This window comes from Bacillus sp. ISL-41, assembly GCF_018613235.1.
Lineage (GTDB): Bacteria > Bacillota > Bacilli > Bacillales > Cytobacillaceae > Mesobacillus.
In genome coordinates, this window is sequence record NZ_JAGGQP010000032.1 from 67,694 (window position 1) to 83,702 (window position 16,009).

Annotated in this window: 10 protein-coding genes and 1 other annotated feature; of the genes, 5 read left to right on the forward strand and 5 right to left on the reverse strand. The window is 44.0% G+C overall.

The features are described 5' to 3' along the window. Positions 1-156 precede the first annotated feature (156 nt). Positions 157-2,049, reverse strand: coding sequence for a sensor domain-containing diguanylate cyclase (locus tag J7I80_RS17245; RefSeq protein ID WP_214739802.1), 1,893 nt, complete (start codon positions 2,047-2,049; stop codon positions 157-159). Between the two features lie 454 nt (positions 2,050-2,503). On the opposite strand from J7I80_RS17245, the gene rpsD reads away from it, so the two are divergent. After that, the gene (gene rpsD / locus J7I80_RS17250; RefSeq protein WP_079510073.1) at positions 2,504-3,106 is read left to right on the forward strand and encodes a 30S ribosomal protein S4; all 603 of its coding nucleotides are present in this window, start codon (positions 2,504-2,506) and stop codon (positions 3,104-3,106) included. 624 nt (positions 3,107-3,730) lie between these two features. Here rpsD and tyrS read toward each other — a convergent pair. Continuing rightward, positions 3,731-4,990 carry a tyrosine--tRNA ligase gene (gene tyrS / locus J7I80_RS17255; protein ID WP_214739804.1) on the reverse strand — a complete coding sequence of 420 codons (1,260 nt, stop codon included), beginning with the start codon at positions 4,988-4,990 and terminating at the stop codon, positions 3,731-3,733. Between the two features lie 231 nt (positions 4,991-5,221). Then, positions 5,222-5,445, reverse strand: a binding site (T-box leader). Between the two features lie 142 nt (positions 5,446-5,587). Between tyrS and J7I80_RS17260 the strand changes: the two genes are divergently transcribed. Next, the gene (locus tag J7I80_RS17260) at positions 5,588-8,518 is read left to right on the forward strand and encodes a transglycosylase domain-containing protein (RefSeq protein WP_214739806.1); all 2,931 of its coding nucleotides are present in this window, start codon (positions 5,588-5,590) and stop codon (positions 8,516-8,518) included. 108 nt (positions 8,519-8,626) lie between these two features. Here the strand turns inward: J7I80_RS17260 and acsA are convergent, their stop codons facing one another. Beyond that, positions 8,627-10,345, reverse strand: coding sequence for an acetate--CoA ligase (acsA, locus tag J7I80_RS17265; protein ID WP_214739808.1), 1,719 nt, complete (start codon positions 10,343-10,345; stop codon positions 8,627-8,629). A 223-nt stretch (positions 10,346-10,568) separates the two neighbouring features. On the opposite strand from acsA, the gene J7I80_RS17270 reads away from it, so the two are divergent. The 3 genes from J7I80_RS17270 to J7I80_RS17280 all read left to right on the forward strand — a co-directional run bounded on the left by J7I80_RS17270 (position 10,569) and on the right by J7I80_RS17280 (position 13,205). Then, positions 10,569-11,201, forward strand: coding sequence for a GNAT family N-acetyltransferase (locus J7I80_RS17270; protein ID WP_192472526.1), 633 nt, complete (start codon positions 10,569-10,571; stop codon positions 11,199-11,201). Positions 11,202-11,388: 187 nt separating this feature from the next. Continuing rightward, complete coding sequence (locus J7I80_RS17275) at positions 11,389-12,036, forward strand: acetoin utilization AcuB family protein (RefSeq protein ID WP_192472525.1); 648 nt, start codon at positions 11,389-11,391, stop codon at positions 12,034-12,036. After that, positions 12,033-13,205, forward strand: coding sequence for an acetoin utilization protein AcuC (locus J7I80_RS17280; RefSeq protein ID WP_214739809.1), 1,173 nt, complete (start codon positions 12,033-12,035; stop codon positions 13,203-13,205). The genes J7I80_RS17275 and J7I80_RS17280 overlap by 4 nt, the downstream gene beginning before the upstream one ends. A gap of 321 nt (positions 13,206-13,526) precedes the next feature. On the opposite strand, the gene ccpA is transcribed toward J7I80_RS17280, so the two are convergent. Beyond that, a complete protein-coding gene (gene ccpA, locus J7I80_RS17285) occupies positions 13,527-14,525 on the reverse strand; it encodes a catabolite control protein A (protein ID WP_214739811.1) in 999 nt (332 codons plus the stop codon). A gap of 286 nt (positions 14,526-14,811) precedes the next feature. Continuing rightward, the gene (locus J7I80_RS17290; RefSeq protein WP_214739813.1) at positions 14,812-15,885 is read right to left on the reverse strand and encodes a bifunctional 3-deoxy-7-phosphoheptulonate synthase/chorismate mutase; all 1,074 of its coding nucleotides are present in this window, start codon (positions 15,883-15,885) and stop codon (positions 14,812-14,814) included. Positions 15,886-16,009 lie beyond the last annotated feature (124 nt).

Sequence of the window (16,009 nt, forward strand, 5' to 3'; positions counted from 1 at the left end):
TCATTCCTGAGTGCTGGCAAGAAAAGCGTAAGTGCCTTGGTCAGCCCCGACAAGCGCTGGAGGGCCTGATATTGAAGTCGTTCATTGACTTCATTGACAGGACCGAAGCGTCTCGAGGGGCTAGGCGCTGGAGCTGGACAATTCTCAAAGTGAAAGTTATACATTATCACTAAAGAAAGATTGTTCTTCATTCTGAACGACTACTTTATTTTTACCTGATCCCTTTGCTAGATATAAAGCCTGGTCGGCCCTTTTGAACACTGTCTTGGTCGTGTCCTCCTGTCCCCTGATCCATGTGGAGACACCGCATGAAACAGTGACATTCGGGTTCGTATTTTTTTCAACTTTATCTACCAGCCTATTCGCAATTTTGACACCAGTCTCGAGAGGGGCACCTGGCAAATAAATCGCCAGCTCCTCGCCGCCCCATCTTGCACCTATGTCTGTTCCGCGGATATTTTTGGCAATCTGGCGAGCCAGTTGGATGAGTACTTCGTCTCCAACCTGGTGGCCATATTGATCATTAACGCTTTTAAAATTATCGACATCAATCAAAATAAAGGTTCCCTGTTGATCTTCAAGCATGGAAAGGTTCATTTTTTCATCCAAATATCCTCGAGAATATAGCTTCGTCAAATGATCCGTCACAACCATTTTCTCCAGCTCTTCTCGAAGCATCGAATTGGTGAAAGCCAAAGTTGAATGGTGAATAAGAGACTGGAGCAGCTTGAATGTATCAAACGCAAAGTGGTAAGGCTCCTCATGCATGACAAGCGCAAATCCTTTTAATTCACCGCTCTGGATCATCGGAACACCCATTACCGAGTGGAAATGCAAGGGAGCGTCCTCACGATCTGAAGAGATATCTCCCAGGAACAATGGCTCCATATCCTGCCGAATTCGATGGGCAACGCTCAATATATAGTTGGAAGCATCCTTTGAAAAGAAAAAGCTTGTGCTGCCCTGGAGGACGGAGTAATCATCATGTTCATCGTCAAGCATAATGAAACCGACTTCCTGGGCATTAAAGGACTTGATGATTTGCCCGCAGATAAATTTCATGGTATCTGTCAGGCGCAAGCTTGTATTCAACTGATGTGAAGTTTCATTGATCAACTGCAAATCGGCAATCAATTTCCTGGATTGCTCATAAAGCTTGGCATTTTCCAGCGCACTCCCGGCAGTATTGGCGAGAAGCTTGATGAACTCTACTTCATTTTGCGGGAAAACCAGTGAGTTTGGGGCTATGACCTGCAAGACACCGTAAACACCCTGTTTTCCTTTCAAAGGGGCGTACATGATTGAATTTTTTTCTAAGACTGAGTCCTCGAACTGGATCTGTCCGCTTACATATGACTGCATCGCCGTCAGGTTATCGCTATCGTATTCAAGGTCTCTGACCGGTAAGCCTCCATATCCCTTATGATCATGGGACAACAAAAGGTAATAGGTGAAAGAAGGATATACTTCCTTTAATGTGGAAATGATTTCACCGAGAACGGCATCCATGTCCATCGTTGAATGGAATTTCTTCGTAACCCTGAATAATTGCTTATACCTTTTTTCTTCCTCCATTGTTTCCGCCAGGTTTCGCACTCTCTCAATGAACACACTGCATTCATATGATAGCTTATTGAAAAAACGGTCTGATAATCGGTTTAGAAAGTCGCTGTCCATTTGGAAGCCAAACAGGCCCTTTGGTTTTTCATTCGCTTTCAAAACCAGCAACAGTTCATGCTGAGGCATGGATTCTGGATATTTAATGAAGGGATAAGGTTTAGCTGCCAGTTCATTCACCAGACAATGAGGAAAAGTCTCCAACACACCGTCATTAGTCGATAGACGGGTTGTAGCTTCCAGGAACATCCCTTGCTTCCATTCCTGGCAGCTGTAAAAGTCGACCACATCGGCTTGCAGGAGTTCTTTTAAAATAGCCGTCATTTGCGAGAGAACCTCTGAGGAAGAAAAAGATAATCTGCCAGTGCTGATCAAATCGAAAAATTTGCTTTTCAGTTCTAATATAATTTCCCGTTCTAATAATTCTTCCATATATATCACCTGATTTAAAATCACTTAACAGCGATTTATAAGTAGCTGTTTTGACAGGCAGCAGCCTGAATAAACTAAAATGATTCATCACGCGGCAAGGTAATATCCAAATATTTGAAAAATAAAACAATTACTACTCATTATACCATAGACCTAGTAAAATAGTATGATATAAAAGACAAACTTTTTAAAGAAGAACGATAGATAAAAGCGGCTTTAATTTCATTATACCCTTGACTTCTTTACAGAAAAAATTATATAATACTCTTTGTGTAAAATATCGCAGCCTATGTGGTCTACATTATGTATGTATTTTGTTCCTCAAACATGGTTTGATGGTGTATCTCGTAACCCGCTGCTGCTAGGGCGAAGGTACATGAAAACAAAATACCCATAAATGTTTAATCACAATCTGTTTTTATTTTACAAAATAAAAACTAAGGAGGAGTCATTCATGGCTCGTTATACCGGCCCAAGCTGGAAACTATCCCGCCGTCTTGGAATTTCACTAAGCGGTACAGGTAAAGAATTAGAAAAACGCCCTTACGCACCAGGTCCTCATGGTCCTAACCAGCGTAAAAAGCTTTCCGAATACGGATTGCAACTTCAAGAGAAGCAAAAGCTTCGCCACATGTACGGAGTTACTGAGCGCCAGTTCCGTAACTTGTTCGACAAAGCAGGCAAAATGCCTGGTAAGCACGGCGAAAACTTCATGATTCTTCTTGAAGCACGCCTTGATAACGTTGTTTACCGTCTTGGTCTTGCTCGCACTCGTCGTGCAGCTCGCCAGTTAGTAAACCACGGCCACATTATGGTTGATGGCGCACGCGTAGATATCCCATCTTACCGCGTAGCTCCTGGCCAGACAATCACACTTCGTGAAAAGTCTCGCAACCTTGATGTAGTTAAAGAAGCAATCGAAGTAAACAACTTCGTACCTGACTTCTTGACTTTCGATGCAGACAAGCTAGAAGGAACTTTCACTCGCATGCCTGAGCGTTCTGAACTTCCAGCTGAAATCAACGAAGCTCTTATCGTTGAATTCTACTCTCGTTAATAGAGTGCTTAAAGAACCCCAGCCAATTTGGCTGGGGTTCTTGTTTGTTTTCTTCCTCACCATCCGGACTTTCTTCAAACGCCCGCTGATTTTTCAAGTTGGTCGATATAATTGGAAATGTGGTCGATATATTTGAATATCCGCTGATATATTCGAAAATGTGGTCGATATATTTAAAACAAACACTGATATATTCGAAAATATATGATTGATAAAGCTAAAAACAGATCTCTTTATCATAGGCTCTGTTAAAGCCCAATGATGTTTTAAAGCCCCTGTTGATTGTAGTGGAAGGCGCGTAGACTCCTCCGAAAATGCTAACTAATTTTCATCGTGCGTGGGCGGGTTCGAGGAAGTGTATTCAATGTCCTGCGGGATGAGAAAGTCATGGGGAGACCCCGCAGGCGCTTAAAGCGCCGAGGAGGCTCCCCGACTGCAAGGAAGAATTTGATCTTTGAAAAAGCCGGCAGTAGGGCTTTTTCATAATTCTTCCCCGCGGAAAGCGAAGCGCCTGGAACGAAAATTAACAGCCAGGTTTAACAGAGCCTAAAGAAACAGCCTCCTGGTCCAGGATGGCTGTTTTCTTCATCTATATGAGCTGTTATCCTGATGAAGCAACAAACTCTAGTACTTAATCATAAAGTACTTCTTTTTGCCGCGACGGACGATTGTGAACTGTCCTTCGATCTTGTCTGCATCACTAAGGACATATGCAGTGTCGGTTACGCGTTCGCCATTCAGGGAGACTGCACCGTTCGAAACATCTTCACGCGCCTGACGCTTGGATGGCGAAATTTTTGCTGCAACGAGCAAGTCGACTAGACCTTGTTCTTCTTCCCCTTCTACTGTAAAAGAAGGAACGTCCTTGAAGCCTTGCTTGATTTCGTCAGCGCTCAGGTTTTTGATATCGCCGCTGAAAAGTGCCGCTGAGATCCTGATTGCCTGCTGTAAAGATTCTTCGCCGTGGATCATTCGTGTCATTTCTTCAGCAAGGGCTTTTTGTGCCTTGCGAAGATGCGGCTCTTCCTCAACCGCCTTTTCCAAAGCTTCGATTTCTTCTTTTTCTAGGAAAGTGAAGAATTTCAAGTATTTAACTACATCAGCATCAGCTGTGTTAATCCAGAACTGGTAAAACTCGTATGGTGACGTTTTTTCCGGATCAAGCCATACAGCGCCGCTTTCTGACTTTCCGAATTTTGTTCCGTCTGCCTTTGTTACCAGCGGGATTGTCAGACCGAAAGCCTTGGATCCTTCATCAGACATTTTGCGGATTAACTCAAGACCAGTCGTAATATTGCCCCACTGATCGCTTCCGCCTATCTGGAGCTTGCAGTCGTGCTTTTCGTATAAATGGAAGAAGTCCATCGCTTGCAGAATCGTGTAAGTGAATTCTGTAAAAGAAATACCTGTTTCAAGTCTTGAAGCGATTGTATCCTTGGCCAGCATGTAATTCACGCCAACATGTTTTCCAAAGTCACGCAGGAATGTAACGACATCCATGGAACCGGCCCAATCGTAGTTGTTGACCATTATCGCTCCATTTTCGCCTTCAACGTCAAAAATCTTCCCGAGCTGCTTTTGGATTCCTTCCACATTGAGTTGAACTTGCTCAAGTGTCTGCAGTTTACGCTCCTCACTCTTGCCGCTTGGATCGCCAATCAAGCCGGTTGCTCCTCCGACAAGAACAATCGGACGATGCCCTGCATTCTGAAAACGGCGCAGCGTCAGGAACGGAAGAAGGTGTCCGATATGCATGCTGTCCGCGGTTGGATCGACACCACAGTAAAGAGAGATTTTCTCCTTTGAAAGCAAATCCTTCATTCCCTCTTCATCTGTCTGCTGGTAAATAATCCCGCGCCATTCGAGATCTTTTAGTAATTCCATTTCTTCTTCCTCCATTCAAAAATATATTTCGCAACCGGATTGAGCCAATAAGAAAAGCGCAAGCGCCATGCTCAGCCCCGACAAGCGCTGGAGGACCGACCAGTGAAGTCGTTCTTTGACTTCATTGGGCGGACCGAAGCGACTCGAGGGGCTAGGCGCTGAAGCTGGACATTTCTCAAAGTGAGATTTACCCTTTCTTATGTCAAAAATAAAAAACGCCCCTGCAATAAATGCAGGGGCGCTGTATGCGCGGTACCACCCGGCTTGAAAACAAAATAAAAAAATGTCTTCCACTCAATAAAATAACGGTTAAACCGTCCGCGGCTACTATGTGACTTAAGTTCACTGCGGCGCTCAGGGAGGTAATTCATCCTTCTGTTTGTACCGGCTCACAGCAGCCGCCGGCTTTCTGGAACAGTGACAGAAGCACTACTCATTCCCTTCACAGCTTTTTGCTATAAAGTTAATAAAGCATTTTTACCATAAAGCGATACTTGTTGTCAAATTCGACATTAATTTTCAGAAAAATTAACATTAGCAACTATTCGACAGCCTGTTTATGCTATAATGTATGTGATTTTAGGGGGAATGATATGAATGCATGAAGGAAAACAGGCTTGGAAAGAGAAGCTTAAATCCTTTGGTGCTTTTTTTACGAATAAAAAGACCGTAAAAGGAGCCCGGATTACTTATTCGGTTGTCTGGAACATGCTGTTGTTATTGATCATTGTATTAGTTCTCGGCGGTGGCTTCGCCGCAGGCACAGGTGCCGGGTACTTCGCATCCCTTGTCAAAGATGAACAAATCCGACCTTATGAAAATATGAGGAAAGATATATACAACTATGAAGAAACCTCGGATTTATATTTTGATAACGATGTTTATCTTGGCAAGCTCCGAACGGACCTTTACCGTGAGGAAGTAAAGCTTGACGATATGTCGAAGCATTTGATAAATGCAGTAGTCGCAACCGAAGATGAGTACTTTTATGAGCATGACGGCGTCGTTCCAAAAGCAATCATGCGTGCACTTTTCCAGGAGGTCACAAATTCAGCAACATCCTCAGGGGGAAGTACACTGACACAGCAGCTCATCAAGAACCAGATCTTGACCAATGAAATTTCCTTCGAGCGTAAAGCGAAAGAAATCCTGCTCGCCCTTCGTCTCGAAAAATTCTTTGATAAAAAGGAAATTCTTGAAGCCTACTTAAATGTCGCTACCTTCGGACGTAACGCAAACGGCAGCAACATTGCCGGTGTCCAGGCCGCAGCAAAAGGTATTTTCGGAAAAAAAGCGAAAGATCTTACATTGCCGCAGGCTGCATTTATCGCAGGACTTCCGCAAAGCCCGTTCGGCTATACGCCATTCAGCAGCGATCGCGGCAAGCTGAAGGATCCTGCCGGTCTTGAGCCCGGCCTGTCCAGATACAAGACAGTTATCACAAGGATGCATGGAGCTGGTTTCATTTCAGATGAAGAGTTCAAGGATGCGATCAACTACGATATTACCAAGGACTTTGTAAAAGAAGTTCCAAGTGATAATACGGTTGAGCAATATCCGTTCCTGACTTTCGAAATCGAGAAACGATCCGTAAAGATTTTAGCAGAGATTCTTGCTCAGCGTGATGGCTATGAACCTGAAGATCTGAAAAAAGATGAGAAATTGATGGCTGAGTATCACACGCTTGCGGACCGTGACATCCGCCAGAATGGCTATAAGATTTATACGACCATCAATAAAGAGATTTATGAAAAACACCAGGAAACAGCAAATAAGTACCCATATTATGGAAGAAATAAACCACAGGAAGTTCCTGATCCAGATGATCCAAACAAAACGATTGTCATTGATGAACAGGTTGAAGTAGGTGCTGTGCTGATAGAAAACAAGACTGGTAAGATAATCAGTTTTGTTGGCGGACGTGATTTTGACATACAGCAAAGAAATCACGCAACAGATTCACCAAGACAGAATGGTTCCACAATGAAACCATTACTAGCCTATGCACCAGCGATCGACATGGGGAAATTGCACCCAGGTTCGGTCTTGCCTGACGTAGAGGTTCGTTTAAACCCAGCAAAACCTGGATCACCTTGGCCTACTAACTATGATAAACAGTACAGGGGCTTAACCTCAGTTAGGCATGCGTTAACCAAGTCTTATAACGTTCCAGCTGTTTTAGCATACAAAAACGTATTGGGACAAAGGCCTGCTACTTATTTAGATAAGATGGGGTTCTCTTCCCTTGTCAAAACTGACTATGAAATACTTGCACCGGCTATTGGATCAATAGATGGCGGTGTAACTGTTGAGGAAAATACCAATGCCTTCGCAACTTTTGGCAATATGGGTAAATTCGTTGATGCCTATTTGATCGACAAAATCGTCGACAAAAATGGAAATGTCATCTTCCAGCATAAAGCCGAGCCTGTAGATGTATTTAGTCCTCAAGCTTCATATTTGACTATCGATATGATGCGTGATGTTATCAACCGAGGAACGGCTACTGCTTTAAAAGGCAGGCTGAAATTTGGCTCTGACTGGGCTGGAAAAACAGGTACAGGTCATGATTATTATGATTCATGGTTTGTAGCCACCAACCCTAATGTTTCCTTCGGGGTATGGCTCGGTTATGATCATAACAAATCACTAGAGAGAAGTTACAAAGGGCTATCTTATGGAGTCCGGACCCAATATATCTGGGCTGACCTAATGAATGATGCTTATGATGTCGCTCCTCAGCTAGTCGATCCTGAAGAACGCTTCAAGATGCCTGGCGGAATCGTCAAGAGATCTTATTGTGCAGTATCCGGCTTGCTGCCTTCAAGCGCTTGCTCCAAAGCAGGACTTGTTGAATCGGATTACTTTATCGCGAAATACGCACCAACAAAGGTAGATGACAGCCTGGTAGAAAACAAATTCGTTACCGTTGGCGATAAGCGCTATATAGCACTTGATTCAACTCCGGCTGAATTCACGGATACTGGAGTAATATTGAATCCAGAGTATATGGAAAGCATCATCGGCCATAAAATCAGAGATCCGCAGCAGCTCATTCCTAAAAATGATGCCTGGAATAAAATCCTTGTTGCGGATGATAAGCTGAGTGAAAACGGAAAGACGCCAGCAGCTTTGGGTATCAAGCTGTCTGGAAAAACGATCACATGGGGCAAGCACCCAGAAAATGATATTGTCGGCTACCGGATCTATAACAACAAGAAAAAGGTCGGCAGCATCAAGGCAGGAGCTGAACTTGCTTTCAATGCAGGGGACGGTTCATTCTATGTTACGGCAGTCGATATCGCCGGAAAAGAATCCGCTCCATCCAATATCATTGAAATCGGACAAAAGCCAGAGCCTAAGGATCCTCCGGATGATCCAAAACCAAAAGATCCGCCACCAACCGACCCTAAACCGAAAGATCCACCTAAGCCACCACCTCCTCCAGGAGATGGAGACGGTGACGGTGACGGAGATGGTGATGGAAATGGTAACGGAAATGGTAACGGAAATGGTAACGGAAACTAGCACTTGAATATAAGCAGAAACACCGCATCTTGTTGGATGCGGTGTTTCTTTTTTCTGTAAATATAAAAGAGCGTGAAGCCCAGCTTCACGCTCTTTAGTACGATTCTATTAGTCTTCCATTGTGGACAGATCGCCAGTTGGGAGATCAAGCTCCCAGGCTTTCAATACACGGCGCATAATTTTACCGCTTCGTGTCTTAGGAAGCTTGTCGCGGAATTCAATTTCACGTGGAGCAGCATGTGCAGCCAGGCCTTTTTTAACGAATTGGCGAATCTCTTCAATCAATTCGTCCGACTGTTCATAACCGTCACGTAATGCGATGAACGCCTTGATGATTTCACCGCGGACAGGGTCTGGCTTGCCAATGACTCCAGCTTCAGCAACTGCAGGGTGTTCAACCAGCTTGCTTTCTACCTCAAATGGTCCGACACGCTCACCGGAAGTCATGATGACATCATCAATTCGTCCCTGGAACCAGAAGTAGCCATCTTCATCCATATACGCTGAGTCACCTGAGACATACCAGTCACCAGGCATGAAGTAAGACTCATATTTCTGAGGATTGTTCCAAATCGTATGCATCATCGATGGCCAGCCCTTTTTGATCGCCAAATTTCCCATTCTGTATGGCGGCAATTCATTGCCCTGATCATCGACAATCGCGGCTTTTACGCCTGGGATTGGTTTACCCATTGATCCAGGCTTGATTTCCATGCTTGGATAGTTACAGATCAATTGTGCCCCTGTCTCCGTCATCCACCATGTATCATGGATGCGCAGGTTGAACACCTTCATTCCCCATCTTACTACCTCAGGGTTCAACGGTTCGCCGACACTCAGGATATGGCGAAGGGATCCAAGGTCAAACTTCTTTACAACCTCATCTCCCGCACCCATCAGCATCCTGAAAGCTGTAGGGGCACTATACCAGACTGTCACTCCGTACTCTTCAATCATCTTATACCATGTCTCTGGATTGAAACGGCCGCCAATAATGACATTAGACGTTCCTGCAAGCCATGGACCGAAGATTCCGTACGATGTTCCTGTTACCCAGCCTGGATCCGCTGTGCACCAGTAGACATCTTCTTCTTTAAGGTCAAGTACCCACTTGGCAGTCTGATAATGCTGGATCATCGCATTATGTACATGTAGTACGCCTTTAGGTTTTCCAGTAGAACCGGAAGTATAATGTAAAATCAGGCCATCCGTGCGGTCAACCCACTCGATATCAAGCTTTTTGCTGGCTTCTGACAGCTTTTGTTTGAAATCAACGTACTTGTCGTTCTCCTCAATATTATCGCCGACAAGAAGAATGTGCTTTAAGTCAGGAAGTTCATCAACAGGAACACGCTCAAGCAGCTCAGGTGTCGTTACCAATACCTTTGCCCCGCTGTCCTGAAGTCTGTCACGGACAGCACCTTCCATGAACGCTTCGAAAAGCGGGCCAACAATCGCGCCTAGCTTGACCGCCCCGAGAACTGCGAAATACAGTTCTGGAGAACGAGGCATGAAGATAAACACGCGGTCGCCTTTTTCTACATCACCATAAGTTTTAAAGACATTGCCAGCTTTATTGGAAAGCTCTTTCATCTCTTTAAAAGTATATTTTTCTTTACGCACCCCATCCTGATAATAAAGCGCAATTTTGTTTTTCCTGAATCCTTCAGCATGGCGGTCGATTGCTTCATAAGCCATATTGACCCTGCCTGTATCAGACCAGGAAAACTCCTTCTCCGCTTCACTCCAATCGAATTGGCCATGAAGCTCTTGATAATTTTTCAGGTTATGATCCCCTTGCGTTACTGGTAGCGCTTCCACTTTCATGTGTCCATCCCCCTTGGCTTTATATTTAAAATCCATTATAGTATAAAAATTCGATTTTCTCAATTTTTAAAATATTAATAGAATATAAAACATTATTGTAGAGGTGAGATATCTGCAAGAAAAGTCATAAACTAAATACAGAAAATTTTGTGAAAGCGCTTTTATCTGTTAGATTTTATGTATAATAGAATTATCGTTTGAATTGTTAACGGGTGGTGACTGAATGGAACATAAAAAGACTTATAACGCAAAAGAATTAAAAACTCCTCATGGCCGTTTGATCATTGAAGGCCCGATTTCTCCGGAAAAACTTGCAAGCTATGAATTCCATGAAGATTTAGTGGCTTTTCGTCCCCCTGCCCAGCAGCACAAGGCATTGGTTGAGATTGCGGGTCTGCCGGAGGGACGGATTATTGTAGCCCGCTCAGGACATATGATTGTCGGCTATGTTACTTATCTCTATCCTGACCCGCTAGAAAGATGGTCTGAAGGAAAAATGGAAGATTTAATAGAACTGGGTGCGATCGAGGTCATTCCTGAATTCCGCGGCAGCCGAGTCGGCAAGAATTTGCTGATGGTTTCCATGATGGATGACGCCATGGAAGATTATATTATTATCACGACAGAATACTACTGGCATTGGGACCTGAAAGGAACCGGCTTGAATGTTTGGGAATACCGCAAAGTCATGGAAAAAATGATGAATGCCGGGGGGCTGACCTGGTACGCGACAGATGATCCGGAAATCAGCTCCCATCCAGCAAACTGTTTGATGGCACGAATCGGCAAGAGAATTGGGCCCGAATCGATCCAGAAATTTGACCAGCTGCGGTTCATGAACCGTTTTATGTATTGATGATTAAGGCTCTTTTCGTAAACTTTGTTGCTTTCTCAACCATACTAAGCAATCTTTATCCAGGGGTCTCCTCGAAAAGAGCCCAGACCTCTTTTTAGAGTGATTTAGTTCATGTACGAAAAGCAACAATCAATGGAAAAACAGTCATTATTAATAAGAAGCCTCATCATGTAAGGAGGAAGGAACCATGATCGTCGAGGAAATTATGAAGAGGGATGTCACGACACTTTTTCCTGAAAATACAATTGCGGATGCAATCAAGCTAATGGCAGATAAAAAAATCCGTCACATCCCAATCGTGAATAAGGACCAAGGTGTGATCGGCCTGGTATCCGACAGGGATATCAAGGATGCCGCTCCGTCCGTTTTTCATTGGGATGAGCATAAGGGTGAACTTGACAATCCTGTAAAATCGATTATGACGACTAATGTGATCACTGGACATCCCCTCGATTTTGTCGAGGAAATTTCCGCAATCTTTTATGAACATAATATCAGCTGCCTGCCGATCACCAAGGATAAAAAGCTGGTAGGTATCGTCACTGAAACGGACCTGCTCCATACACTTGTTGAGCTTACAGGTGCCCATCAGCCAGGATCGCAAATTGAGGTGAAAGTACCAAACAAAGCGGGCATGCTTTGTGAAATTGCATCTGTTATCAGCATGAGGAAAGCCAATATTCAGAGCGTGCTTGTATACCCTGACCAAAAGGATGAACGTTATAAAATCCTCGTTGTAAGAATACAGACGATGAATCCAATCGCAGTGATCGAGGACTTAAAAAAGGCCGGACATCACGTACTCTGGCCAAACCTGCCGGGTGTTTCATCATGAGCGATCGCTCTGTATTCGTCTTTTCAGAGGAGCTGCTGAACTATCGCTTCAGCAGCCACCATCCCTTCAACCAGATCAGGTTGAAGCTTACGCTGGATTTGCTTCGTAAAATGGGCGCAATTGATGATGAACATATAGTTGCGCCCCGGATGGCAACGGATGAGGAACTTCACCTCGTTCATGACCCCAATTTTGTAAACGCTGTTAAGCTTGCTGGCCAGGGAAAGCTTAAGGGTGAATCCGCGGAAGGATATGGACTGGGAACGGAGGACACACCGATTTTTGAAAATATGCATGAAGCGAGCGCTCTGCTTGTTGGGGGCACCCTGACAGCAGTGGATTATGTCATGACCGGCAAAGCCAGCCACGCACTGAATCTCGGTGGCGGCCTTCATCATGGCTTCCGTGGAAAAGCATCCGGCTTCTGTATATACAATGACAGTTCTGTAGCGATAAAATACCTGCAGAAAAAATACAATGCCCGCGTGTTATATGTCGATACTGATGCCCACCATGGAGATGGTGTGCAGTGGTCATTTTACGATGACCCTGATGTATGCACTCTGTCGATCCATGAAACGGGACGCTATCTATTTCCGGGTACAGGAAATGTGAATGAACGCGGCCAGGGCAAGGGCTATGGATATTCTTTCAATATCCCTGTCGATGCCTTCACAGAAGACGACTCTTGGCTTGATGCATATAGACATGCTCTGATGGAAGTGGCCGAGTTTTTTAAACCGGATGTCATTCTCACCCAAAATGGTGCAGATGCGCATTATCTTGACCCTCTGACTCATTTATCGGCTACGATGAAAATTTACCGGGAAATCCCCAAGCTTGCGCATGAAGTCGCCCATAAATATTGCGGAGGCAAATGGGTTGCTGTAGGAGGCGGAGGCTATGATATTTGGCGCGTTGTGCCAAGAGCCTGGTCACTGATCTGGCTTGAAATGATTGAAAACTCAAACTCTTATGGCAGCTTGCCGCTGGAATGGATTGAGGAATGGAAGGATCCAGCACCAGTGGAATTGCCAAAGGAGTGGGACGATCCTGAAGATTTATATCCGCCAATTCCTCGAAAGCCGGAAATCACGGAAAAAAATGCCCAGACAGTGGAGAAGGCCTTATATCCAATCAGGTCAAACAAAAAATCTGAAACTGTATAGAGTGGGAAACCGGGAGATTCAATGGCCCGGTTTTTTTGTGTGTATTTAAAGTAAATATGTCAGGTAGCATGCAAATGGTATTCCGGAGCAATACTTAAGGAGTTGGTCGAATTAATCGAAAAAGTGGTCAAATTAATTAGAAATGTGGTCGAATTAATTGTAGGAAGTGCCTGAGACAATATATTCGTGCTGAAAAAATGGCTGTTATTGGTTATATTCAATTTAGCGGCCAATTTCTCTTTTCAAACTCATATTTTTGTAAATCTTTCTCTTTGATTACATAAAAAAGCCGCTTGCATTAAACTGCAAACGGCTTCCAAATTATTTCGTCGATTTCCTGTTCTCGATCCGGTGCGGAAGGACGACGATATTTTCATCTACGTTTTCTTTGTTCATATACTTCGTCAGTAAGCGCATGGCAACTGCTCCGATATCATATAAAGGCTGGACAATTGTTGTAAGCTGCGGACGTACCATAAGAGTCAATCTTGTGTTGTCCGAACTGATTACTTCGAAATCTTCAGGAACGCTGTAGCCGCGGTCAAATGCACCATGAACTACGCCAAGCGCCATTTCATCCGAACCGACAAGGATTGCTGTTGGTTTCTGATTAAGCTCAAGGATTCTTTCAATTGCCTCGAGACCTGAATCATACGTATAATCTCCTTCGACAACAAGCTCTTCGTTATACTCAATTCCTGCATCTTTTAATGCTCGCTTGTATCCTTCGAGCTTCTTATCCTTATTGATTGGCTCAATTTGAGGACCAATAACGAATCCGATTTCTTTATGGCCTTTTTCAATAAAAGCAGATACAGCATCAAAAGTTGCCTGCTCGTAATCAATATTGACGGATGGAATTTCACCTGTTTCCTCAATTGAACCTGCAAGGACGATCGGAACTGGTGATTTCTTGAATTCCTCAACATGCTCGGCCTTAATATTGCCGCCCATGAAAACAATTCCGTCTACTTGTTTGCCGAGCATTGTGTTTAAGAGATGCAATTCTTTTTCAATATTCTGGTCAGAGTTGCTCAAGATAATATTGTATTTGTACATCGTGGCGATATCTTCAATTCCCCTTGCCAGCTCAGCAAAAAACGGGCTCGCTATATCAGGGATGATGACGCCGACAGTCGTCGTCTTCTTGCTTGCCAGTCCCCTTGCAACGGCATTCGGGCGGTACCCAAGTCGGTCAATGACCTCCATGACTTTCTTCCTTGTAGCCGGCTTTACATTCGGGTTTCCGTTAACAACACGTGAAACCGTTGCCATTGAAACGTTCGCTTCCCGTGCAACATCATATATTGTAATGTTCATCTATTTCACTCCTTCAGATAATAAACGGCGCTTTTCAGTTAGTTTACAGCAAAAATTGCCACAATAATCATATTTTAAGTTTGTGATTATATGTACAAGCATAATTATGTTATTAATCATACGACATCCTTATCAATCCCGCAATCTGAACAGCTTAAATTAATGCATTTTTATCAGTTTGTCTGATTAATCCAGCTGAATTTGGATGTAATGACCGTTTCTAATAAGTTACCCTGAAATTGTCCATAAAAAAACCTTCCTGATGAAAGGAAGGTTTCAAGAACTTTTATACTCTTACAAACGGAGTAGATTTCAATCCTTCTAAAAATTCATCAAACTGCTTAAGATCCATCTGCTGGGCATTGTCGGATAACGCTACTGCTGGATCTGGATGAACTTCTGCCATCACTCCATCTGCCCCGATTGCTAGTGCTGCTTTGGCTGCTGGCAGCAGCAGGTCTCTCCTGCCTGTAGAGTGGGTAACATCAACCATGACTGGCAAATGTGTTTCCTTTTTCAAAATTGGCACTGCTGAGATATCAAGTGTATTCCTTGTAGCTCTTTCGTACGTCCGGATCCCGCGCTCACACAGGATGATCTGGCCATTGCCCTGTGACATGATATATTCAGCCGCATTGATGAATTCTTCAATGGTCGCGGCCAGTCCACGTTTTAATAATATAGGTTTATTCACTGCACCTGCAGCCTTTAATAGCTCGAAGTTCTGCATATTGCGGGCGCCGATCTGGATAACGTCAAGGTAGTCGACAGCGATTTCGATATCGGCAGGTGTGACGATTTCACTAATGACTGCAAGATCATATTCATCCGCGACTCTCTTCAAAATCTTGAGACCTTCCACTCCTAGCCCCTGGAAGTCATAAGGTGAAGTCCTAGGCTTGAAAGCCCCGCCGCGCAGCATTTTAAAGCCCTTCGCTTTGACTGCTTCAGCCACGGTTGCCACTTGTTCATATGACTCAACTGAACAAGGACCAAAAACAAAGTCTGGTGTTCCATCGCCGATTTTTAAACCCTTAATATCAATGATGGTATCCTCCGGCTTTTTCTTCCTGGAAACAAGAAGTGCTTTGCGGTGATCATCAGATTGAAGCTCCAGTCCTGCCTTGAAAATTTCTTTGAAAATATGTTCAATCGTCGAATTTTCAAAAGGGCCGTTATTTTGCTCTTTGATCAAATCAAGCATTTCTCTCTCTCGCACAGGGTCATAACGGTACACACCCTGAGTTTCTTTTGCACGGCCAATTTCCTGGACGAGCAGGGCTCTTTCATTAATTAATGATAGAAGCTCTAAATTCAATTCATCCACACGATTTCTTAGCTGGTCAAGATTTTTACTCATTTTCTGTCCCGTCCTTTCGGAATACATTTTAGCCCTGACACCAAGACTTTTCAAACAAAGAGGCACCAAATCCTTTAACTGCACGCCAGAATTGTGTATAACCTGATCTGATCTCTTTACCAGG